Origin of the sequence: Massilia sp. 9I, from assembly GCF_902506415.1 — a bacterium.
GTDB lineage: Bacteria > Pseudomonadota > Gammaproteobacteria > Burkholderiales > Burkholderiaceae_D > Telluria.
The window spans coordinates 3,359,766-3,380,800 of record NZ_LR733275.1; the positions used below are offsets into that span (position 1 = coordinate 3,359,766).

Consider the following 21,035-nt stretch of genomic DNA (forward strand, 5'->3'; position numbering starts at 1 on the left):
CCATGGAGGGGGGCGCCGGCGCTTACAGCTTGCGCCCGGTGAAGCTGCGGCTGCCCTGCTTGAACGTCAGGCCTGCGGCCTCGAAGGCGATTTCGGCGTCGACGTCGCGTGCGAAGAAGCGCGTCTCGCTCAGCGGGAAGATCTCGAGGCGGCGCTGGCCGCTCGGCTGCACGAAATAGCGGCTGCCCTCGCGCTGGATCTCCAGCACCATGCCGGGCTGGATCTCGTAGCGGCCGATGTGGGCATCAAAAGCGGCGTCCGCGATCTTCGCCACGATGCGCGGGGCCGGCGCCTCGCCCGAGCGGGTGTGGACCAGCGTCCGGCCGTCCTGGTACATCGTCATGCCGGTCGCCTTGCCGTTCGCGTCGCGCTGGAACACGATCCAGTCGGCGGTGTCCGGGATGAAGAACTCGTTGGCCGACATCGCCTTGAGCACCAGCGGCCCGCGGCCCGCGCGTTGCAGCGCGAGGTAGTCGCCGTCGCGGCGCAGCACGCGTTGGGTGTCCTTGTCCTGCGTGTAGACGCCGGCCACGGCATCCAGGCTGGCCGCATCCAGCGCAATCTCCTTGAATTCCGGGAGCGGCCTGCCGATGGCGACGGCGGCCGCCCTTCTCGCCACCACGTCCGGCACCACGGTGCCGCTGTCGCCGTTGGTCAGCACGGCGACGTAGACCTTTTGCGCAGGCAGGCGCAGGCCATAGGAGCGGAAGCCCCGGGTCGAGCCGCTATGGCCGATGGTCGGCTCGCCCTGGATCAGGGTCATCTCCCAGCCATAGCCGTAGTTACTGTCCTTGCCGTCGCTCAGGCGGTAGGAGGTGAACGCGCGCTGCCAGGTGGCCGGTTTGAGCAGCTTGTTGGCGGCGATGGCCGCATCCCATTGTGCCAGGTCGTCCACGGTCGACACCAGTTCGCCGGCGGCATACGACTGGTTCTTGCCGAGCGTGCGGGCCGGTCCGAAGCCCTTCTCGCCCAGGGAATGCCCGGCCGCGGTCGGCCACGCGCTGCGCTCGTAGCCTTCGTAGGCGGTGTGCGTCATCCCGAGCGGCACGAAGATGCGCTGCTCGAGGAATGTGTGATACGGCTGGCTAGAAACTTTTTCGATGATGGCGCCCAGCAGGTAATAGCCCGAGTTGTTGTAGCGCCAGGTGCTGCCCGGCTCGAACTGCATCGGGTCGTTCTTGAACGAGTCGATTTGCGCGGCCACCGTGGTGTCCTGCGGCGCGCGCTGTGGATAACCCGGCTTGCCGGTATAGCTGACGATGCCCGAGGTATGGGTCAGCAGGTGCTCGATCGTGATCTTCTTGCCCTGGGTCGGGTAGTCCGGCAGGAATTTGGTGATCTCGTCCTGTAGCGACAGCTTGCCTTCGTCCGCCAGCAGCAGGATGGCGGTGGCGGTGAACTGCTTGGTCATCGAGCCGATGCGCAGCGCCATCTCCGGCGTCATTTTGATGTTCTTCGAAGTGTCGGCCATCCCGTAAGCCTTACGCAGCACGGTCTTGCCGTCCTTGACCACGATGACGGTGGCGCCCGGGGCGTCGGACTGGAAGTAGGGAGCGATGGTGGCGTCGAGGCGGGTGGCGAGGTCCTGGGCGCCGCGGGTCGCGGGCGCCTTGTCCTGGGCAAAAGCGGCCTGCGGCTGGCACAGGAGCAGCACGGCGGCGCACATGGCGGGTCGGATCAACATGGTCGGCATTCCTTTGTTGTTATGGAGTGCCGCGACTGTACGTACGTGGCCAGTCCCGCCGCAATCGGAAGCCGATCAGTGGTCGTTCGGATGGGTCAAGCGGTGGCTATCCGGGGGCGAATGGGACGGCTGCCTAACATGCTAATAGGCAAGCGCGCGCCCTGCCGAGTCCGTTTTCCTATACTCGGGCATATGTACACACCCCCAAGGAGCCTGCGATGCCCGCATTGTTGAAGCGCCTCTGGTTTGCCCTATTGCTGTTGCCGCTCACCCTGCACGCCGAACCGGTCAGGGTAGCCACCCACTACCAGGGCTCGATGTCGGTGGATCGGCAAGTGTTTCCCGCCCTCGGCATCGACTTGAGCGATTCCTCGCGCGACGTCCCTTACTCGATCACGATGAGTTCGCTGCTCGATACCTCGCTGCCGGGCGCAAACAGCCTCGGCGTACTCGAGGCCTTCGGACAAGAGGTCTCCCTGACGCTCATGATCGACAGACAGACCTTCGAATATGCCGGTCCGACGCTCAGGACCTATGCTGGCACCACCGGCCGGTATTTTTATCATGGCGTCGATATCGCGCTAGGCGAAGACCGGCTCTGGCTGTACAGCATTACGGGTACCTACCCCGGCATCGACAGGATCACGGGCAAGCCGCTGATCCCGCGTGAACTCGATTCCGACGACGGCATCTGGACCAGCTTCGAGCTTTCGTATTCGAACAGGAACAGCTTGATGGGTGGCGTGGATTATTCCAGCCTGCAGGTGATCAGCCTGGTGCCAGAGCCAGCCCAGGGCAGGCTCGCGCTGGCAGGTCTCTTGGTGCTCGGCCTGGTCAGCGTCAGGACAGCTTCGCGTAGCTCAAAAACAGCCAGGTCACCGTCATCACGACAATCCCGGTGAGGGTCACACAGGAACCCGTAAAGAACAGGGCCGACAGCAAGGTAGCGGACAGCACGCGCTCGAACAGGAAGCCGAGCGCGAAATCGAAGCCGGCCAGCACCGACCAGCGCCGCATGTAGACCGGCAGGTAACGGCTCATGCGCCGGTTGTGTTCGTGCGCGGCGTGGCGCTCGTAGAGATCGCGGGCCGCGCTGACGTCGCGGAACAGCCAGTCGAAGAAGAGGAAACGGTATAGGGTCTGGCCGAACGGCGCTTCGGCCGGCAGGGCTTGCGGTTCACGAGGTTCTGGAGGAATTGCCATGGTCCGATCCGGCGGTTTCGCATGCTGAAGAAAGCATACTAAGCCGGAAAGGCACGCGCCCCCGTGCGTTGGCTAACTGTGCGCTGCATTCGCAAGACGTGGAACTTGCGCAAAAACAACTGCAAATAAAAAAGGCAGCCCTGAGGCTGCCTTTCTGTTCCGCGAGGCGGATGCTTAGCGTCCTTTCGAACGCAGCTTCTGGATCGCTGCCAGCTGCGCGATTGCCGCGGCCATTTCGGCCTGGGCTTTCGCGTAGTCGATCTTCGATTCCTTGTTTAGCATCAGCTCTTCGGCCTGCTTCTTTGCTTCCAGTGCCTTCGCTTCGTCCAGGTCGCCACCGCGGATTGCGGTGTCGGCCAGCACGGTCACGCCGTTCGGCTGCACTTCGAGGATACCGCCTGCGACGAAGACGAACTCTTCGCCGCCGCCGGCTACCTGGATCCGTACAGCACCTGGCCTGATGCGCGTGATCAGCGGGGTGTGGCGTGGGTAGATACCCAGCTCACCCGCTTCACCCGGCAGCGCGACGAATTCGGCCTGGCCGGAGAAGATCTGCTCTTCGGCCGAGACCACGTCCACTTGAATCGTATTTGCCATGTCTGTCCCTAGGGTGAAGAAGCCGGCTTAGGCAGCCAGTTTCTTGGCCTTTTCGATCGCTTCCTCGATGGTGCCGACCATGTAGAAGGCCTGCTCCGGCAGGTGGTCCAGTTCGCCCGACGCGATCATTTTGAAGCCCTTGATCGTGTCTTTCAGCGAAACGTACTTGCCTGGCGAGCCGGTGAACACTTCAGCGACGTGGAACGGCTGCGACAGGAAACGCTGCATCTTACGAGCGCGTGCGACGACCAGCTTGTCTTCCGGCGCCAGTTCGTCCATGCCCAGAATCGCGATGATGTCGCGCAGTTCCTTGTAGCGCTGCAGGGTGCCCTGCACGGCGCGTGCGGTGTTGTAGTGCTCTTCACCGACGACCAGCGGGTCCAGCTGGCGCGAGGTCGAGTCCAGCGGATCCACTGCCGGGTAGATACCCAGCGAAGCGATGTCACGCGACAGAACGACGGTCGAGTCCAGGTGGGCGAAGGTGGTTGCCGGCGACGGGTCGGTCAAGTCATCCGCAGGAACGTACACGGCCTGGATCGAGGTGATCGAACCGGTCTTGGTCGAGGTAATACGCTCTTGCAGGCGGCCCATTTCTTCGGCCAGGGTCGGCTGGTAACCCACTGCCGACGGCATACGGCCCAGCAGTGCCGACACTTCGGTACCGGCCAGGGTGTAGCGGTAGATGTTGTCGACGAAGAACAGAACGTCCTTGCCTTCGTCACGGAAGGCTTCCGCCATAGTCAGGCCGGTCAGCGCGACGCGCAGACGGTTGCCCGGCGGTTCGTTCATCTGACCATAGACCATCGCCACTTTCGAGTTGGTCGGGTTTTCCAGGTCGACGACCTTGGCATCCGCCATCTCGTGGTAGAAGTCGTTACCTTCACGGGTACGCTCACCCACGCCGGCGAACACGGACAGACCCGAGTGCGCTTTTGCGATGTTGTTGATCAGTTCCATCATGTTGACGGTCTTGCCGACGCCGGCGCCGCCGAACAGGCCAACCTTACCGCCTTTTGCGAACGGGCAGACCAGGTCGATCACCTTGATGCCGGTTTCCAGCAGGTCGGTCGACGGCGACAGTTCGTCGTAGGCGGGTGCATCGCGGTGGATCGAGGCCATGCGCTCGTGGCTGACCGGACCGCATTCGTCGATCGGGTTGCCCAGCACGTCCATGATACGGCCCAGGGTCGGGGTGCCGACCGGAACCATGATCGGGTTACCGGTGTTCTGGATGATCATGCCGCGACGCAGGCCTTCCGAGCTGCCCAGTGCAATGGTACGGACCACGCCGTCGCCCAGCTGCTGCTGAACTTCCAGGGTCAGTTCCGAACCTTCCATTTTCAGTGCGTCGTACACTTTCGGCATGGCGTTACGCGGGAATTCCACGTCGACCACGGCGCCGATACACTGAACGATTTTGCCATCAGCCATTTTCGTTCCTTCAGATATAGTTAAATTCTTGTGCTTTGATCGTCAGACGGCTGCTGCGCCGGAAACGATCTCGGAGAGTTCTTTGGTAATCGCTGCCTGGCGGGTCTTGTTGTAGACCAGCTTCAGGTCGCTGATGACACTACCGGCGTTGTCGCTCGCTGCCTTCATCGCCACCATGCGTGCCGATTGCTCGGACGCCAGGTTTTCTGCAACCGCCTGGTACACCAGCGCTTCGACGTAACGCACCAGCAGCTCGTCGATGACCACTTGCGCTTCCGGTTCGTAGATGTAGTCCCAGCTGATACCGCCGGCATCTTTTTCCAGGTGTTTCGCCGGCAGCGGCAGCAGCTGCTCGACCATCGGTTCCTGTTTCATCGTGTTGATGAACTTGGTGTAGCACAGGTAGACGGCATCGAGCCGGCCTTCCTGGTACGCGTCCAGCATCACTTTGACCGGGCCGATCAGCTTGTCCAGGTGCGGCGTGTCGCCGATCTGGGTCACTTGCGAAACGACCTTCATGCCCATGCGGCTCAGGAAGCCCAGGCCCTTGTTGCCAATGGCAACTGCCTCGACGGTGTTGCCTGCTTGCTCCAGCTCGCGCGCCTTCTGCGTCACCTGGCGCAGCACGTTGGTGTTCATGCCGCCGCACAGACCCTTGTCGGTCGTGACGACGATGAAACCCACGGCCTTCGCCTTGACGTCCTTGGCTTGCGCCATGAACGGGTGCGTGTATTCCGGGTTTGCGCCGGCCAGATTGGCGGTGATGGTACGAACCTTGTCACTGTAGGGACGGGCGGCGCGCATGCGGTCCTGCGCCTTGCGCATTTTCGATGCGGCGACCATTTCCATCGCCTTGGTGATCTTCTTCGTATTCTCTACGCTCTTGATCTTGCCACGAATCTCTTTGCCTACTGCCATGAGTCCTTACTCCTTCCGCGCACCGGCGCCGTGTTCCCACGGCGCCGGCTCGACGATTAATATGCGCCGGATTTTTTGAAATCAGCAATGGCAGCCGACAGCGCAGTTTCGCCGTCCTTGTCCAGTTGCTTGGTTTCGTCAATCTTCGACAGCAGGGCTGCGTGGCTCGACTTCAGGAAGTTGTGCAGGCCGTGCTCGAACGGCAGCACTTTCTTGACTTCGATATCGTCCAGGTAGCCCTTGTTGACGGCGAACAGCGATGCGGCCATCAGCGAGGTCGACAGCGGCGAGAACTGCGGCTGCTTCAGCAGTTCGGTCACGCGGGCGCCGCGGTCCAGCTGCTTGCGGGTCGATTCGTCCAGGTCCGATGCGAACTGCGCGAACGCAGCCAGTTCACGGTACTGCGCCAGGTCGGTACGGATACCGCCCGACAGGCCCTTGATGACCTTGGTCTGGGCAGCGCCACCGACGCGCGACACCGAGATACCGGCGTTGATCGCAGGACGGATACCGGCGTTGAACAGCGAGGTCTCCAGGAAGATCTGGCCGTCGGTAATCGAAATCACGTTGGTCGGCACGAATGCCGAGACGTCGCCAGCCTGGGTTTCGATGATCGGCAGTGCGGTCAGCGAACCGGTCTTGCCGGTGACGGCACCGCCCGTGAACTTCTCGACGTAGTCGGCGTTCACGCGGGCTGCGCGCTCGAGCAGACGGCTGTGCAGGTAGAACACGTCGCCCGGGTATGCTTCGCGGCCCGGTGGGCGGCGCAGCAGCAGCGAGATCTGGCGGTAGGCGACAGCCTGCTTCGACAGGTCGTCATAGACGATCAGCGCGTCTTCGCCGCGGTCGCGGAAGTATTCGCCCATCGCGCAGCCCGAGTAGGCCGAGATGTACTGCATCGCAGCCGATTCCGAAGCGGAAGCGGCGACCACGATGGTGTACTCCATCGCGCCGTGCTGTTCCAGCGAGCGGACGATGTTCTTGATGGTCGATGCCTTCTGGCCGATTGCGACGTACACGCAGGTGACGCCCTGGCCCTTCTGGTTGATGATCGCGTCGACTGCGACAGCCGATTTACCGGTCTGGCGGTCGCCAATGATCAGCTCACGCTGGCCACGGCCGATCGGCACCATCGCGTCGATCGACTTGATACCGGTCTGCATCGGCTGCGAGACGGATTCACGGGCGATGACGCCCGGAGCGATCTTTTCGATCGGTGCGGTCAGGGCGGTGTTGATCGGACCCTTGCCGTCGATCGGCTGGCCCAGTGCGTTGACCACGCGGCCACGCAGTTCCGGACCGATCGGCACTTCCAGGATGCGGCCGGTGGTCTTGACGGTGTCGCCTTCCGAGATGTGCTCGTAGGCGCCCAGGATGACGGCGCCGACGGAGTCGCGCTCGAGGTTCATCGCCAGGCCGAAGGTGTTGCCAGGGAATTCCAGCATCTCGCCCTGCATCACGTCCGACAGACCATGGATGCGGCAGATACCGTCGGCGACGGAGATCACCGTGCCTTGATTGCGAACTTCAGCCGAACCTTCCAGACCCTGGATGCGGCTCTTGATCAGTTCGCTGATTTCAGAAGAATTAAGTTGCATGAGTGCTAACTCCAAATGTTTTTGATGCGTAGGGCAAGGGCGCTGTGGCTGGCGAGTGTCTATCGATCCGATCGATTACGACACCAGCGCAACATGCATCTGTTGCAGCTTGGCGCGTACCGAGGTATCGAGCACTTCATCGCCAACGACCACGCGCACACCACCGATCAGCGAAGGATCAACGGTCACCGACGGGTTCAGCTTGCGGCCAAATTTCTTTTCCAGCGTAGCGACCAGCTGGGCCAGCTGGTCACCCGAGATCTCGAAGGCGCTGACGATGTCCGCATCGGCGGCGCCTTCGTTGGCGTTCTTCAGTGCCGCGAACTGGGCGGCGATTTCGGGCAGCAGGTTGACGCGGCCGTTTTCGGCCAGCATCGCGATAAAGTTCTTCGCTTCAGCGTTCAGCGGCGACTTGACCAGGGACGCAATCGCGTCGGCCAGCTGGGCAGCGGTGACCTTCGGGTTGGCGGCGAAAGCCTGCACGTCCGGATTGGCGCCAACCTGGCCCAATTCGGAAGTAGCGGCCGACCAGGCAGCCATGTCGCCCGACTGGGCAACACGGTACAGCGCTTCGGCGTAAGGGCGGGCGACGGTTGCGAGTTCAGCCATGATCAGAGCTCGGTCGACAGTTTCGACAGCAGGTCGGCGTGGACCGCTGGGTTCACTTCACGCTTCAGGATCTGCTCGGCGCCTTGCACTGCCAGGGCGGCGACCTGGCCACGCAGTTCTTCGCGGGCACGGTTCACTTGCTGCTCGGCGTCGGCCTGTGCTGCGGCGACGATACGGGCTGCTTCTTCAGCGGCGGTTGCCTTGGCTGCTTCGATGATCTGGGCAGCGCGCTTTTCAGCGTCGGCAATACGCTTCTGGACTTCGTCACGGGCGCCGGAGAGTTCGGTCTGCACGCGTTTTTCGGCGGCGGCGAGGTCAGCTTTGCCACGGTCGGCGGCGGCCAGGCCGTTCGCGATCCTCTCAGCACGCTCGTCGAGTGCTTTCATCAGCGGCGGCCACACGAATTTCATCGTGAAGGCGGCCAGGATGAGGAAGACCACGAGCTGTGCAAACATCGTTGCGTTAAGGTTCACGGTTTTTTCCTTATTACAGAAACACGGATGCCGAACCGGTGTCGGTTCGGCTCTTCAATACGTCAAGACGTGTGTCTTAGGCGGTGAACGGGTTCGCGAATGCGAACAGCATGGCGATACCGACACCGATCAGGAATGCCGCGTCGATCAGACCAGCCAGCAGGAACATCTTGGTCTGCAGGGTGTTCATCAGTTCTGGCTGACGTGCAGAGGCTTCCAGGTATTTACCGCCCATCAGTGCGATACCGATGCAAGCACCGATAGCGCCCAGACCGATGATCAAACCGCAAGCCAGTGCAACAAAAGAAAGGTCAGTCATGTGTAACTCCAAAAGTTAATTTAAAAACTAGATTAAAAACTACAACTTCTTTACAACCACTATCTGTTCGATGCTTGCGGCGCCGATCAGTGGCCTTCATGGGCCTGACCGAGATACACCAGCGTCAGCATCATGAAGATGAATGCCTGCAGGAACACGATCAGGATGTGGAAGATCGCCCAGATCGAGCCTGCGATTACGTGGCCGACGAAACCGAAGACGGTGGCGGTCGAACCAAGCAAAGCGATCAATAGGAACAGCAGCTCGCCGGCGAACATGTTGCCGAACAGTCGCATACCGAGCGACACCATTTTTGCTGCGTATTCGATGATGTTCAGGAGCAGGTTAAACGGCGCCATGGCGATGCCGAACGGAGCTGCAAACAATTCGTGGATCCAGCCGCCGAGGCCCTTGACCTTGATGCTGTAGTAGAACATCAGGAGGAGGACGCCCAGCGAGATGCCGATGGTGCCGTTCAGGTCGGCGGTCGGGACCACGCGATGATGCGGATCGCCCAGGCCGAGATAGCGGAAGGCGGTGGAGAACATGTCGACCGGCAGGAAGTCCAGCGAGTTCATCAGGGCGACCCAGACGAAGACGGTCAGCGCCAGCGGAGCAATGAAGCTGCGGTCGCCGTGGACGATGGATTTCGACTGGTCTTCGACCATCTCGACGAGCATCTCGACGGCAGCCTGGAAGCGACCCGGAACGCCCGAAGTGGCTTTGCGTGCAGCCATCCACATGATCAGGCATCCGATGACGCCCATGGCGATCGACCAGAAAAGGGTGTCGTAGTGGATGACGGAGAAGTCAACCGGACCATGCTGGTGCTGGTTCGACAGGTGGCCCAGGTGGTGCTTGATGTATTCTGAAGCGGTGGGCGCGTGCTGCGCTGCGCCTTCTACGGTTGGATTCGCCATTGTCAGTGCCTAAATAATAAGATGATGTAACTCTTCAGCGCCACGATGAAGCCGCCGATCAGGGCGAGCCAGTTCAACTCGTGGTACAGCTTTGCGACCGCGAACAGAAGCGCGACCGTCAGTGCAATCTTTACAAATTCCCAGATGAAGAATGCTGCAGGATTAGCGCCGCCCGCGCGATGCGCGTTGGCGAACAGCCGTACTGCCATGATGCCGTTGGGCACTACACAACACAAACCGCCCAATACTGCCGAAAACATCGCAGACCATCCCCCCAGCAGTGCGGCGATGACGCCTGCGACTACCGTTGCCATCAATTGCAGGGAGACGATGCGCAGCATATTGTTCTAGTTTCTCGCCGCGCGATCTGAAGATTACGATGTGGTAATTACATGAATCAGCGGGATTATAAGTGGTTATACGGACGCGAGTCAAACGATTCCGCGCTTATAACTGGCTCGTAAAGATGTGATGGGAGCAACATGGGAATGAGTAAAATTCCCATGTTTTCAGTTACTTAACTGATGGGTCAGTAGGGTGATCGGGTGTGCCGACCGCGCGTTGACATCGTGCTGGCGAGCATGCAGCGTGGCATGCATACGTCACTCGCGCACCCTACGAGAAAGACACAATTCAGGCGCGCAGGCGGGCCAGCACGCCATCCAGAATGTCGAGATCGGCAAAGTCGATGATCAGCTGTCCCTTGCCCTTCGTTCCCATCTTGAACATCACCGGCGTCGCGAGCTTATCCGACAGTTCCTCTTCCAGGCGCACGATGTCGCCCGGCTTGTCCTTGGCGCGCGCCGATGCTGCCGGGCTCGACTGCTCTTCAAGCGCGCGCGCGACCAGCTTTTCGGTCTCGCGCACCGACAGGCGCTTGGCGATCACCTGGTTGGCCAGGGTGATCTGGTTTGCGCTGTCCACCGCCAGCAAGGCCCGGGCATGGCCCATGTCGATGTCGCCGGCCATCAGCATGGTCTGCACCGGCTGGGCCAGGTTAATCAGGCGCAGCAGGTTCGACACCGCGCTGCGCGAACGGCCAACAGCTGCGGCCGCCTGTTCGTGGGTGAAGCTGAAGTCGTTGATCAGGCGCTGGATACCCTGCGCCTCTTCCAGCGGGTTCAGGTCTTCGCGCTGGATGTTCTCGATCAGGGCCATGGCCGCGGCCGACTGGTCGTCGACGTCGCGCACCAGCACCGGGATCTCTTCCAGGCCGGCCATCTGGGCCGCGCGGAAGCGGCGCTCGCCGGCGATGATCTCGTAAGGGACCGGCGCCCCTTCTCCCAGCGGACGCACCAGCACCGGTTGCATGATGCCCTGGGTCTTGATCGAGGCGGCCAGCTCGCTGAGCGAGGTTTCATCCATGCGGGTACGCGGCTGGTACTTGCCGGCCTGGATCTGGTCGACCTTCAGCGACGAGGGCGCTTTTACCGGGGCCGGCTGGCTGTCGCCGCCGAGCAGTGCGTCGAGGCCGCGTCCGAGGCCTTTCAGTTTTTTCGTTGCCATTTCTATGTCAGCTCTCTGTAATTACATTGTCTTGATACGTTCGACCATCTCGGCGCCGAAGGCGATGTACGCCTGCGCGCCCTTCGAAGACGGATCGAACACTACGCCGGGGATGCCATAAGACGGTGCTTCGGCCAGGCGCACGTTGCGCGGGATGATGGTCTTGAAGACCTTGTCGCCGAAGTGCTGCTCGAGCTGGCTCGAGACCTGCTGCGACAGCGTCATGCGCGGATCGAACATCACGCGGAGCAGGCCGATGATGCGCAGGTCGGTGTTCAGGTTGGCGTGCACCTTCTTGATCGTGTTGACCAGGTCGGACAGGCCCTCCAGCGCGTAGTACTCGCACTGCATCGGGATGATCACGCCGTGCGCCGAGCACAGGCCGTTCAGCGTCAAGAGCGACAGCGCCGGCGGGCAGTCGATCAGGATGAAGTCGTAGTCCTTGTCGACCGCGGCCAGCGCGTCCTTCAGGCGGCGTTCGCGGTTCTCGAGCGAGACCATCTCGACCTCGGCGCCGGCCAGCTCGCGGTTGGCGGGCAGCACGTCGAAGCGCCCTGCCTCCGAGCGCATGCGGGCGGTGGAAATGTCAGCCTCTCCCAGCAGCACCTGGTAGATCGAAGCCTCGAGCTCGGCCTTGTTGATGCCCGCGCCCATGGTCGCATTGCCCTGCGGGTCGAGGTCGACCAGCAGCACGCGCTGCTCCAGCTTGGCCAGGCCTGCCGACAGGTTGACGGTGGTGGTGGTCTTGCCGACCCCGCCCTTCTGGTTCGCTACGCAAAAAATCTTCGCCATCTATTCTTATCCGTGGAAGCCAAGGTGGTATACCGTTCATACCGTACAAACCATTTTAATGGTTCGTACTTTATAAACGATATAAACTGTTTATACGGTTTATTTTGTTTATGCCGATCGCTCGACAAAGATCAGGTGGCGCTCCGCCCCCAGCCTTGGAACCTGCAATGGCTGCAAACCGCTGATTTTCCATTCCGCCGGCACCCGCTCCTGCTCTTCCGCCGGCGCCGTGCCCTTGAGGGCGATGAATTTCCCGCCCTCCGCCAAAAGGTGCCCCGACCACTCCAGGAAATCGGACAGGTCGGCGAAAGCACGCGAGGTGATCACGTCGAATTTGTCGCTCACCGCAAGATCCTGCACTTTCATCGTGTGCACGATGACGTTGGCCAGTTCGAGCTCGGCTTTCACCTGCTTGAGGAAAGCGGTTTTCTTGTGCACCGTGTCGATCATCGACAGCTTCATGTCCGGCCTGCAGATGGCCAGCACAATGCCGGGCAAGCCGCCCCCTGCCCCGACGTCCAGCACATTGCCTGCACCGGCGAATGCCGGCACCGCGGCGAGCGAATCGAGGAGATGGTGGGTCACCATCTGCATCGGGTCGCGCAGCGAAGTCAGGTTGTAGACGCTATTCCATTTGTTCATCAGCGCCAGGTAGTCCAGCAGTTGTTCCTGCTGGGCTGCCGACACGTCGAGCTGCATCTCCTGGATGCCGTCAGCCAGCACCTGTGCCAGCGCGGCGCGGTCGAAATACTTCATTCGGCCTGCTCCGCGGGTGCATTGGTAAAACCTTTGGCGCCGCGCTTCTTCAAGTGCACGAGCAGCAGCGAGATCGCCGCCGGAGTCACGCCCGAGATACGCGAAGCCTGGCCCAGGGTTTCCGGGCGCTGCTTGTCGAGTTTCTGGCGTACTTCGAAGGACAGGGCCTGGATGTCCAGGTAGTTCAGGTTTTCGGGCAGCTTCAGATTCTCGTAGTGGTCATGACGCTCGACTTCCTTGGCCTGGCGGTCGATGTAGCCGGCGTACTTCAGCTGGATCTCGATCTGCTCCTTGACCGCGGGGTCTTCCACGCCTGGACCGGCCAGCGGCTGGCCTTCGACGCCGCTCATGCTCATCAAGGTGTCGTACTGCACGCCAGGACGACGCAGCAGGTCCGCAAGGTTGTACTCGCGTTCGATCGCCTGCCCCACCACGCGCTCGGATTCGGCGGCAGCAAGGATGCGCGGGTTCACCCAGGTCGAGCGCAGGCGCTCGAGCTCGCGGGCGACCGCTTCGCGCTTGGTTTCGAAGGCAGCCCATTGGGCGTCGCCGACGATGCCGAGCTGGCGGCCGATTTCGGTCAGGCGCATGTCGGCATTGTCTTCGCGCAGCGACAGGCGGTATTCCGCGCGGCTGGTGAACATGCGATAGGGCTCGGCCACACCCTGCGTGGTCAGGTCATCGACCAGTACGCCGAGGTAGGCTTCCGAGCGGCCCGGGGTCCAGGCGTCCTTGCCCTGGGTCTGCAGCGCGGCGTTCAGGCCGGCGAGCAAGCCCTGGGCCGCCGCTTCTTCGTAGCCGGTGGTGCCGTTGATCTGGCCAGCAAAGAACAGGCCCTTGATCGCCTTGGTTTCCAGCGAAGCCTTGAGGCCGCGCGGATCGTAGTAGTCGTATTCGATCGCATAGCCCGGGCGCAGGATAAAGGCGTTCTCCATGCCGCGCATCGAGCGCACCAGTTCCAGCTGCACGTCGAACGGCAGGCTGGTCGAGATCCCGTTCGGGTAGAACTCGTTGGTCGTGAGGCCTTCCGGCTCCAGGAAGATCTGGTGCGATTCTTTCGAGGCGAAACGGTGGATCTTGTCTTCGATCGACGGGCAGTAGCGCGGGCCCACGCCTTCGATCACGCCGGTGTACATCGGGCTGCGGTCCAGGCCGTTGCGGATGATGTCGTGCGTTTTCTCGTTGGTGTGCGTGACCCAGCACGGTACCTGGCGCGGGTGCATGGCGGTGTTGCCCATGACGGAAAACACCGGCACCGGATCGAGGTCGCCCGGCTGTTCAGCCAGGACCGAGAAGTCGATGCTACGGCCGTCGATGCGCGGTGGCGTGCCGGTCTTCAGGCGGCCCTGCGGCAGCTTGAGTTCCTTCAGGCGGCTCGACAGCGAGACCGCCGGCGGATCACCGGCGCGGCCGCCCGCGTAGTTCTGCAGGCCGACGTGGATCTTCCCGTCCAGGAAAGTACCCGCAGTCAGGACCACGGCGCGGGCGCGGAACTTCAGTCCGACCTGGGTCACGGCACCGACGACACGGTCGCCCTCCACCATCAGGTCGTCGACGGCCTGCTGGAACAGCCACAGGTTCGGCTGGTTTTCGATGCGCGAGCGGATCGCTGCCTTGTACAGCACACGGTCGGCCTGGGCGCGGGTCGCACGCACGGCCGGGCCTTTGGACGAGTTCAGGATACGGAACTGGATGCCAGCCTCGTCCGTGGCGATGGCCATGGCGCCGCCGAGGGCGTCGACTTCCTTGACGAGGTGGCCCTTGCCGATGCCGCCGATTGACGGGTTGCACGACATCGCACCCAGGGTTTCGATGTTGTGGGTCAGCAGCAGGGTCTTCTGACCCGTGCGAGCAGACGCGAGCGCGGCCTCGGTACCGGCATGGCCGCCGCCGACGACGATGACGTCGAATTCAGTTGGAAATAGCATGATGGAAAGTGAAGCGAGGAGTCTAATGCGCGATTATAGATTCTTTTTTCTTGCAGGACTCTGCGGGCAGCTGAAAACGACAGAAATTGTTCCACGTGGAACAGTTAGCTCGACTATTCAAACAATGTTCCACGTGGAACAAAAAACAAAAGCCGGGCGAACCCGGCTTTGCTGTTTCACGTGGAACAATCACCACCCTATCTTGGTAAAGGCATCGTACGCCGTTTTCAGGATCAAGCCGGACACCACCACCAGGAAGAGTTTGCGTACGAAACCGCTACCATGCTTCAGCGCCAGCCTCGTCCCGACCAGTGAACCGGCAACCTGGCACACCGCCATCATCAGGCCGAGCTGCCACAGCAGATGTCCGCTATAACCGAACCACAGCAGGGCCGAGAAGTTGCAAGCGACGTTGACGATCTTGGCTGCGGCCGAGGCACTAAGGAAATCGAATCCGAAGAAGCGCACGAACAGGAAGATCAGGAAGCTGCCGGTACCCGGACCGAAGAAGCCGTCATAGAAACCAATCGCCGCTCCGATGCCGATGGCCCAGTATCGCTCGGCCAAGCCGCTGTGGACCGGTGCGTGCACCGCACCCAGGTCTTTCTTCTTGAAGGTGTAGACCGCAACCGCGACCAGAATAATCGGCAGCAAGGTACGTACAAAGTCTGCCGGCACACGTGTCACGGTCCAGGCGCCAGCAAAGGAGAGGATGAATGCTGCCATGGCAGCCGGGGCGGCGGTGCTCCAGGCCACCCTCACCCGGCGGGCGTAATTCACCGCCGCCGCACTGGTGCCGAAGATGCTTGCGAACTTGTTCGTGCCAAGCAGAGTTGCAGGCACCTCTTTCGGCAATACGGAAAAGATTGCGGGAATCTGGATCAGGCCGCCGCCACCGACAACGGCATCGACCAAGCCGGCGGTAAAAGCAGCCGCGCCGAGCCAAGCAAAATCAATCATGGAAAAGAAACACAGTACGAATGTAGAGGCTGCATTGTACGGCAGCCCCTCGGCGAACTGTTGCCCCAAGCATCGCAAGGGATAGGGTAAGCTTGGATTGACAACACCTACGGAGACACCATGACCGCCTTCGCTTTCAGCACCGTCGCCCATATACTGTCCGAGCCTGGCATTACCAAGCACCTCGGTGCACTCATCGCCGAACGTTTCCCAGGAACGCACCGCCCCTTTATCGTGACCGATGCCGGCTTCCTGCGCACCGGCCTGCTCGACCTTCCGCGGCTCAGCCTGGAACAGGAAGATATGGCGGCAGCGGTGTTTTCCGGCGTAGTCGCCGACCCGCCGGAAGCGGTGGTCCTGGAAGCGGTCGACGCGGCGCGCCGCCATGAAGCCGACCTCGTCATTGGCTTCGGTGGAGGCAGCTCGATGGACGTGGCCAAGCTGGTCGCCGTGCTGGCGGACTCGCGCCAGGCCATCGGCGACATCTATGGCATCGGCAAGGTAAGCGGCAAGCGCCTGCCGCTGGTACAGGTTCCGACGACGGCCGGGACCGGTTCCGAGGTGACCAACATCGCCATCGTCACGACCGGCGCCACCACCAAGACCGGCGTCGTGGCGCCCCGGCTGTACGCGGACCTGGCGGTGCTCGACGCGGCCCTGACGCTCGGCCTGCCACCGATGGTCACAGCGGCCACCGGCATCGACGCCATGGTCCACGCCATCGAAGCCTACACGAGCAAGCACAAGAAGAATCCACTGTCCGACGCACTGGCGCGCGAAGCCCTGAGGCTGCTCTCGCGCAACCTGATCCGCGCCTGCGAGCAGGGTGATAACTTAGAAGTGCGGCAGGCCATGCTGCTCGGCGCCTGTCTCGCCGGCCAAGCATTTTCGAATGCGCCGGTCGCCGCCGTGCACGCGCTGGCGTATCCGATCGGCGGCATTTTCCATGTGCCGCATGGCCTATCGAACTCGCTGGTCCTGCCGCACGTCCTGCGTTTCAACCTGCCGCAGGCAGCCGACCTGTATGCGGAATTGGCAGGAGTCGTGGTGCCGCATGCGAGTGGCAGTGAAGAAGTACGGGCGGAAGCGCTCATTGTTGCGATGCAACAAATAGGCAAGATGACGGGGATCGAAACGACCTTGCAGCAGGTGGGTATTGGCGAGGCCGACCTGGATCGACTCGCGGATGACGCCATGCTTCAGACCCGGCTGCTCGGCAACAACCCGCGCGAACTCACCCGCGCGGACGCACGGGCGATCTACGCTGCCGCTTTATGAGGCGCGAAGGAAGTCCAGCAGCAGGGCGTTAAGGCGGTCCGTGGCGGACAATTGCATCCAGTGCCCCGCCCCGCTCAGCTTCTCATAGCGGAAACCGGCGCGGCAGTGGTGCAGCGAATCGAGCATCTGCTTTTCGCCCAACGCCGGATCGCGGTCGCTCCAGACGCCCATCACCGGCACTTCGACCGGGCGCCAGTGATGCGGTCGGCCCAGCTTGAGGTTGGCGCGGTAGTAGTTCAGCGCAGCGGTCAGGCGCCCTTCAGGCTCCAGCGCTGCGCGCCAGATCGCCAGTTGTTCGGGACGGCGTGTCATCTGGCGCAGGAAGAACCAGTCGTTGGCGCGAATCGCGTGTTCGGCCACGACCGGCATCAGGAAACCGAGGATGTACCAGAAGCGCATCTGCTGGCTGACGCCGGCATTGGCAATCGCCGCCGGATGGCCGGTCGATAGCGCCACAAAGCGCTCGAAGCGCTGCGGCGCATTCATGCACAGCTGCCAGCCAACCAGCCCGCCCCAGTCGTGTCCGACGATCGAGGCCGTCGCCAGGCCGAGCTGGTCCATCAAGCCTAGGATGTCCGCGCACAAGAATTCGATGGCATAGGCGCCGGTGCCGGCCGGCGCATCAGTACGGCCATAGCCGCGCATGTCGGGGGCGATGACCCGGAAGCCATTGGCCGCCAGCACCGGAATCTGGTTGCGCCAGATCTCATGGGTATCCGGGAAGCCGTGCATCAGGATCACGGCCGGGCCACTTCCCGCCGTAACGTAGAACTTGCGCAGGCCATGTACGTCGACGTAATGGGATTCCAGATTCATGTTCGCTCCGCTTGCGCCGTGCGGCTGCCCCGCTCGAGCAGCGCACCCATTTCCCCCACGATACCACGGCGGAACAACAGAACGCAGACAATAAAGATCAGCCCCGTGACCATGCCGACCGACTCGCCCAGGCTGGCAAACCAGGGGATCTCGAGCTGCTCCGCCAACATCGTGCCGAAGTCGCCCAGCTTGTTTTCCAGCGCGATGATGAGGAAGGCGCCGAGGATCGGTCCGGCCATCGTTCCCAGGCCCCCTACCAGGGTCATCAGGACTACCAGGCCCGACATGGTCCAGTGGACGTCGGTCAGCGTCTCGAAGCCCAGCACGACCGTTTTGGTGGCTCCTGCGAGCCCTGCCAGGGCGGCGGACAGGACAAAGGCGAGCAGCTTGTAGCGGTCCACGTCATAACCCAGAGAAATGGCTCGCGGCTCGTTTTCCTTGATCGCCTTGAGCACCTGGCCGAAGGGCGAATGGACGGTGCGGACAATCAGTGCGAAACCAGCGACCGCGATCGCCAGCACCACGTAGTACATGACAAGGTCATTGGACAGGTCCAGCAGGCCCGCCAGGCGTCCGCGCGGCACGCCCTGCAGGCCATCCTCACCATGGGTGAAAGGCGCGCGCAGGGCCGCGAAATAGACCATCTGGGCCACTGCCAGCGTGATCATGGCGAAGTAGATGCCTTGGCGGCGAATCGCCAGCATGCCGATAAGCAGCCCCAGCAGGCTGGAGGCGGCCACGCCCAATACGATGCCGAGCTCGGTCGGCAGCCCCACCACCGCCAGCAAGTGCCCGGTCACATAACCGGCGCTGCCGAAAAAAGCGGCATGGCCAAAGGAGAGCAGGCCGGTAAAACCGATCAGGAGATTGAAGGCGCAGGCGAACAGGGCGAAGCACAGCAGCTTCATCAGGAACACCGGATAGGCAAAGAAGGGCGCCGCAAGGAACAGCAGCAGCGCCGCCAGATAAGCCGTTTTCTTGTTCATGCGCGCATCTCCTTGCCAAACAGCCCGGCCGGACGCAGCAGCAGGACGATCACCATCATGACGAACACGACCACTTCAGAGCCTTCCGGATAGAACACCCGGGTCAGGCCTTCGATCACGCCCAGGCACAGGCCGGTGAGGATGGAACCGAGGATCGAGCCCATGCCGCCGATCACGACCACCGCGAACACGACAATGATCAGGTTCGAGCCCATCAGCGGCGTGACGTTAATGACAGGCGCCGCCAGCACCCCCGCCAGGCCTGCCAGCGCCACGCCGAAGCCATAAGTAAGTGTGACCATCAGCGGCACGTTGATGCCGAAGGCCTCGACCAGCCTCGGGTTCTCGGTACCGGCGCGCAGGTAGGCGCCCAGGCGGGTCTTCTCGATCACGAACCAGGTCGACAGGCAGACGACGAGCGAGGCGGCGACTACCCAGGCGCGGTAGTTCGGCAAGACCATGAAACCGAGGTCGGTGGCCCCCGCCAGCTGTTCGGGCACGTCCAGGGTCTGGCCGGAGACGCCAAAGAAGGACCGGAATACCCCTTCCAGCAGCAGTGTGATGCCGAAGGTGAGCAGCAGGCCATAGAGGTGGTCGAGCTTGTACAGCCAGCGCAGCATCGAGCGCTCGACCAGGATGCCGAACAGGCCGACCAGCAGGGGCGCCAGCAGGAGCATCATCCAGTAGTTCAGGCCGAAGCTGGTGACGCCAATGTAGGCGGCAAAGGCGCCAATCATGTAGAGGGCGCCGTGCGAGAAGTTGATGACGTTGAGCAGGCCGAAGATGACGGCCAGGCCCAGGGAGAGCATGGCGTAGAAGGAGCCGTTGACCAGGCCGAGCAGGAGCTGGCTCAGCAGGGCTTGGTGGGGGATGCCGAAGATGTCCATGTTATCCGTCACTCCCGCTGCCTAAGCACGTCGTTCCGGCGAAGGCCGGAACCCAATTTCTGCATGCACATCGTCTGCGCGACAAACTTGGATCCCGGCCTTCGCCGAGATGACGGGCTAGCTGTGGATAAAAGCTAGCGATGACGCCTACTTCCACAGCGCGCACTTGGTTTCGGACTGCTTCGTATAGGCTTGGTCGCCCGGGATGGTAGCCACGACCTTGTAGTAATCCCAGGCGCCCTTCGATTCCTTCGGCGTTTTCACCTGCATCAGGTACATGTCGTGGACCATGCGGCCGTCCGGACGGATGACACCATTCTTGGCGAACATGTCGTTGATCGGGGTGGCTTTCAGGTGCGCCATCACCTTGTCGGCATTGTCGGTGCCCGTCGCCTTGACGGCGTTCAAGAACTGCATCGCTGCCGAGTAGTCGCCCGCCTGTACCATCGATGGTTGCTTCTTCATTTTGGCAAAATAGCGCTTGGCCCAGGCGCGGCTTTCCGGCGTGCGGTCCCAGTACCAGCCGTCGGTCAGGTACATGCCCTGGGTCGTGTTCAGGCCCAGCGTGTGCACGTCGTTGATGAACACCAGCAGCCCGGCCACCTTCATCTTCTTGGTCAGGCCGAATTCGTTGGCCGCCTTCACCGCATTGATCAGGTCGCCGCCAGCGTTGGCCATGCCCAGCACTTGCGCCTTGGACGATTGCGCCTGCAGCAGGAAGGACGAGAAATCCGAGGCCGACAGCGGATGCTTGACGCTGCCCAGCACCGTGCCGCTGCCCGCCTTGACGACGTCCGCCGTGTCCTTCTCGAGCGACTGGCCGAAGGCATAATCGGCGGTCAGGAAGTACCAGGACTTGCCGCCCTGCTTGAGCATGGTAGCGCCGGTGCCGCGCGCCAGCGCCACGGTGTCGTAGGCGTAGTGCACGGTGTAGGGCGTGCACTGTTCGTTGGTCAGTTGCGCGGTGCCGGAGCCGATCGCGATGAAGACCTTTTTCTTTTCCGCGGCAACCTTGGCCATGGCCAGGCTGGCGCCGGAATTGGTGCCGCCGATCAGCAGATCGACGCCCTGCTGGTCGAACCATTCGCGCGCCTTGGAGGCGGCAATGTCCGGCTTGTTCTGGTGGTCGGCCACGACCAGCTGGATCTTCTTGCCGTTGATGGCGCCGCCCATGTCGGCGATCGCCATGCGGATCGCTTCTGCCCCGCCATTGCCGTCGACGTCGGAATAGACGCCGGACAGGTCGGTGATGAAGCCGATCTTGATCACGTCGCCCGAGATCTGGGCCTGGGCCGGCATGGACAGGCCGAGACTGGCGGCCAGGGAAAGGGCGATCGCTGTACGTTTCATGTTGTCTCCGTTGTGTTGGCGGTT

General features: G+C 62.1%; 22 protein-coding genes. 2 read left to right on the plus strand and 20 right to left on the minus strand.

Translation table 11 applies throughout. The features are described from left to right. Window positions 1–22: 22 nt before the first annotated feature. Entirely contained in the window at window positions 23–1,684 is a 1,662-nt protein-coding gene (locus tag GV068_RS15025; RefSeq protein ID WP_159699275.1) for a serine hydrolase, read from the minus strand. 218 nt (window positions 1,685–1,902) lie between these two features. On the opposite strand from GV068_RS15025, the gene GV068_RS15030 reads away from it, so the two are divergent. Next, complete coding sequence (locus tag GV068_RS15030) at window positions 1,903–2,586, plus strand: hypothetical protein (protein ID WP_159699278.1); 684 nt, start codon at window positions 1,903–1,905, stop codon at window positions 2,584–2,586. On the opposite strand, the gene GV068_RS15035 is transcribed toward GV068_RS15030, so the two are convergent. From GV068_RS15035 to GV068_RS15105, 15 genes are all read right to left on the minus strand, one after another. Further along, entirely contained in the window at window positions 2,525–2,887 is a 363-nt protein-coding gene (locus tag GV068_RS15035) for a hypothetical protein (protein WP_159699281.1), read from the minus strand. The two genes, GV068_RS15030 and GV068_RS15035, sit on opposite strands and share 62 nt — an antisense overlap. A 174-nt stretch (window positions 2,888–3,061) precedes the next feature. Next, a complete protein-coding gene (locus GV068_RS15040; protein WP_159699284.1) occupies window positions 3,062–3,484 on the minus strand; it encodes a F0F1 ATP synthase subunit epsilon in 423 nt (140 codons plus the stop codon). A 27-nt stretch (window positions 3,485–3,511) separates the two neighbouring features. After that, window positions 3,512–4,915 (minus strand): F0F1 ATP synthase subunit beta, encoded by a 1,404-nt coding sequence (atpD, locus tag GV068_RS15045; protein ID WP_159699287.1) that lies wholly within the window; start codon window positions 4,913–4,915, stop codon window positions 3,512–3,514. A gap of 42 nt (window positions 4,916–4,957) precedes the next feature. Beyond that, the gene (gene atpG, locus GV068_RS15050) at window positions 4,958–5,833 is read right to left on the minus strand and encodes a F0F1 ATP synthase subunit gamma (RefSeq protein WP_159699290.1); all 876 of its coding nucleotides are present in this window, start codon (window positions 5,831–5,833) and stop codon (window positions 4,958–4,960) included. Between the two features lie 56 nt (window positions 5,834–5,889). Then, a complete protein-coding gene (gene atpA, locus GV068_RS15055) occupies window positions 5,890–7,431 on the minus strand; it encodes a F0F1 ATP synthase subunit alpha (RefSeq protein WP_159699293.1) in 1,542 nt (513 codons plus the stop codon). Between the two features lie 75 nt (window positions 7,432–7,506). Then, on the minus strand, window positions 7,507–8,040 hold the full coding sequence (locus GV068_RS15060; RefSeq protein ID WP_159699296.1) for a F0F1 ATP synthase subunit delta: 534 nt from the start codon (window positions 8,038–8,040) through the stop codon (window positions 7,507–7,509). A gap of 2 nt (window positions 8,041–8,042) precedes the next feature. Further along, window positions 8,043–8,513: a F0F1 ATP synthase subunit B gene (locus GV068_RS15065; protein ID WP_159699299.1), complete on the minus strand. Its 471-nt coding sequence runs from the start codon at window positions 8,511–8,513 to the stop codon at window positions 8,043–8,045. Window positions 8,514–8,589: 76 nt separating this feature from the next. Beyond that, window positions 8,590–8,832, minus strand: a complete 243-nt coding sequence (gene atpE, locus GV068_RS15070; RefSeq protein WP_159699302.1) for a F0F1 ATP synthase subunit C — start codon at window positions 8,830–8,832, stop codon at window positions 8,590–8,592. Between the two features lie 86 nt (window positions 8,833–8,918). Continuing rightward, window positions 8,919–9,752: a F0F1 ATP synthase subunit A gene (gene atpB, locus GV068_RS15075; protein ID WP_159699305.1), complete on the minus strand. Its 834-nt coding sequence runs from the start codon at window positions 9,750–9,752 to the stop codon at window positions 8,919–8,921. A 2-nt stretch (window positions 9,753–9,754) separates the two neighbouring features. Beyond that, on the minus strand, window positions 9,755–10,093 hold the full coding sequence (locus tag GV068_RS15080; RefSeq protein ID WP_159699308.1) for an ATP synthase subunit I: 339 nt from the start codon (window positions 10,091–10,093) through the stop codon (window positions 9,755–9,757). A 292-nt stretch (window positions 10,094–10,385) separates the two neighbouring features. Then, entirely contained in the window at window positions 10,386–11,258 is an 873-nt protein-coding gene (locus tag GV068_RS15085; RefSeq protein WP_159699311.1) for a ParB/RepB/Spo0J family partition protein, read from the minus strand. A gap of 21 nt (window positions 11,259–11,279) precedes the next feature. Then, window positions 11,280–12,050, minus strand: a complete 771-nt coding sequence (locus GV068_RS15090; protein ID WP_159699314.1) for a ParA family protein — start codon at window positions 12,048–12,050, stop codon at window positions 11,280–11,282. A 108-nt stretch (window positions 12,051–12,158) separates the two neighbouring features. Continuing rightward, on the minus strand, window positions 12,159–12,806 hold the full coding sequence (gene rsmG, locus GV068_RS15095; RefSeq protein WP_159699317.1) for a 16S rRNA (guanine(527)-N(7))-methyltransferase RsmG: 648 nt from the start codon (window positions 12,804–12,806) through the stop codon (window positions 12,159–12,161). After that, window positions 12,803–14,734 carry a tRNA uridine-5-carboxymethylaminomethyl(34) synthesis enzyme MnmG gene (gene mnmG, locus GV068_RS15100; protein WP_159699320.1) on the minus strand — a complete coding sequence of 644 codons (1,932 nt, stop codon included), beginning with the start codon at window positions 14,732–14,734 and terminating at the stop codon, window positions 12,803–12,805. The genes rsmG and mnmG overlap by 4 nt, the downstream gene beginning before the upstream one ends. 189 nt (window positions 14,735–14,923) lie before the next feature. Next, window positions 14,924–15,694, minus strand: coding sequence for a TSUP family transporter (locus GV068_RS15105; protein WP_159705067.1), 771 nt, complete (start codon window positions 15,692–15,694; stop codon window positions 14,924–14,926). Between the two features lie 120 nt (window positions 15,695–15,814). On the opposite strand from GV068_RS15105, the gene GV068_RS15110 reads away from it, so the two are divergent. After that, complete coding sequence (locus GV068_RS15110) at window positions 15,815–16,972, plus strand: iron-containing alcohol dehydrogenase (RefSeq protein WP_159699323.1); 1,158 nt, start codon at window positions 15,815–15,817, stop codon at window positions 16,970–16,972. Here the strand turns inward: GV068_RS15110 and GV068_RS15115 are convergent. The 4 genes from GV068_RS15115 to GV068_RS15130 all read right to left on the minus strand — a co-directional run bounded on the left by GV068_RS15115 (window position 16,967) and on the right by GV068_RS15130 (window position 21,011). Beyond that, complete coding sequence (locus tag GV068_RS15115) at window positions 16,967–17,788, minus strand: alpha/beta fold hydrolase (protein WP_159699326.1); 822 nt, start codon at window positions 17,786–17,788, stop codon at window positions 16,967–16,969. The genes GV068_RS15110 and GV068_RS15115 overlap by 6 nt on opposite strands. Beyond that, window positions 17,785–18,774: a branched-chain amino acid ABC transporter permease gene (locus GV068_RS15120; RefSeq protein ID WP_159699329.1), complete on the minus strand. Its 990-nt coding sequence runs from the start codon at window positions 18,772–18,774 to the stop codon at window positions 17,785–17,787. Before GV068_RS15120 ends, GV068_RS15115 begins: the two co-directional genes overlap by 4 nt. Then, on the minus strand, window positions 18,771–19,661 hold the full coding sequence (locus tag GV068_RS15125) for a branched-chain amino acid ABC transporter permease (RefSeq protein WP_159699332.1): 891 nt from the start codon (window positions 19,659–19,661) through the stop codon (window positions 18,771–18,773). Before GV068_RS15125 ends, GV068_RS15120 begins: the two co-directional genes overlap by 4 nt. A gap of 147 nt (window positions 19,662–19,808) precedes the next feature. After that, window positions 19,809–21,011 (minus strand): ABC transporter substrate-binding protein, encoded by a 1,203-nt coding sequence (locus tag GV068_RS15130; RefSeq protein WP_159699335.1) that lies wholly within the window; start codon window positions 21,009–21,011, stop codon window positions 19,809–19,811. Window positions 21,012–21,035 lie beyond the last annotated feature (24 nt).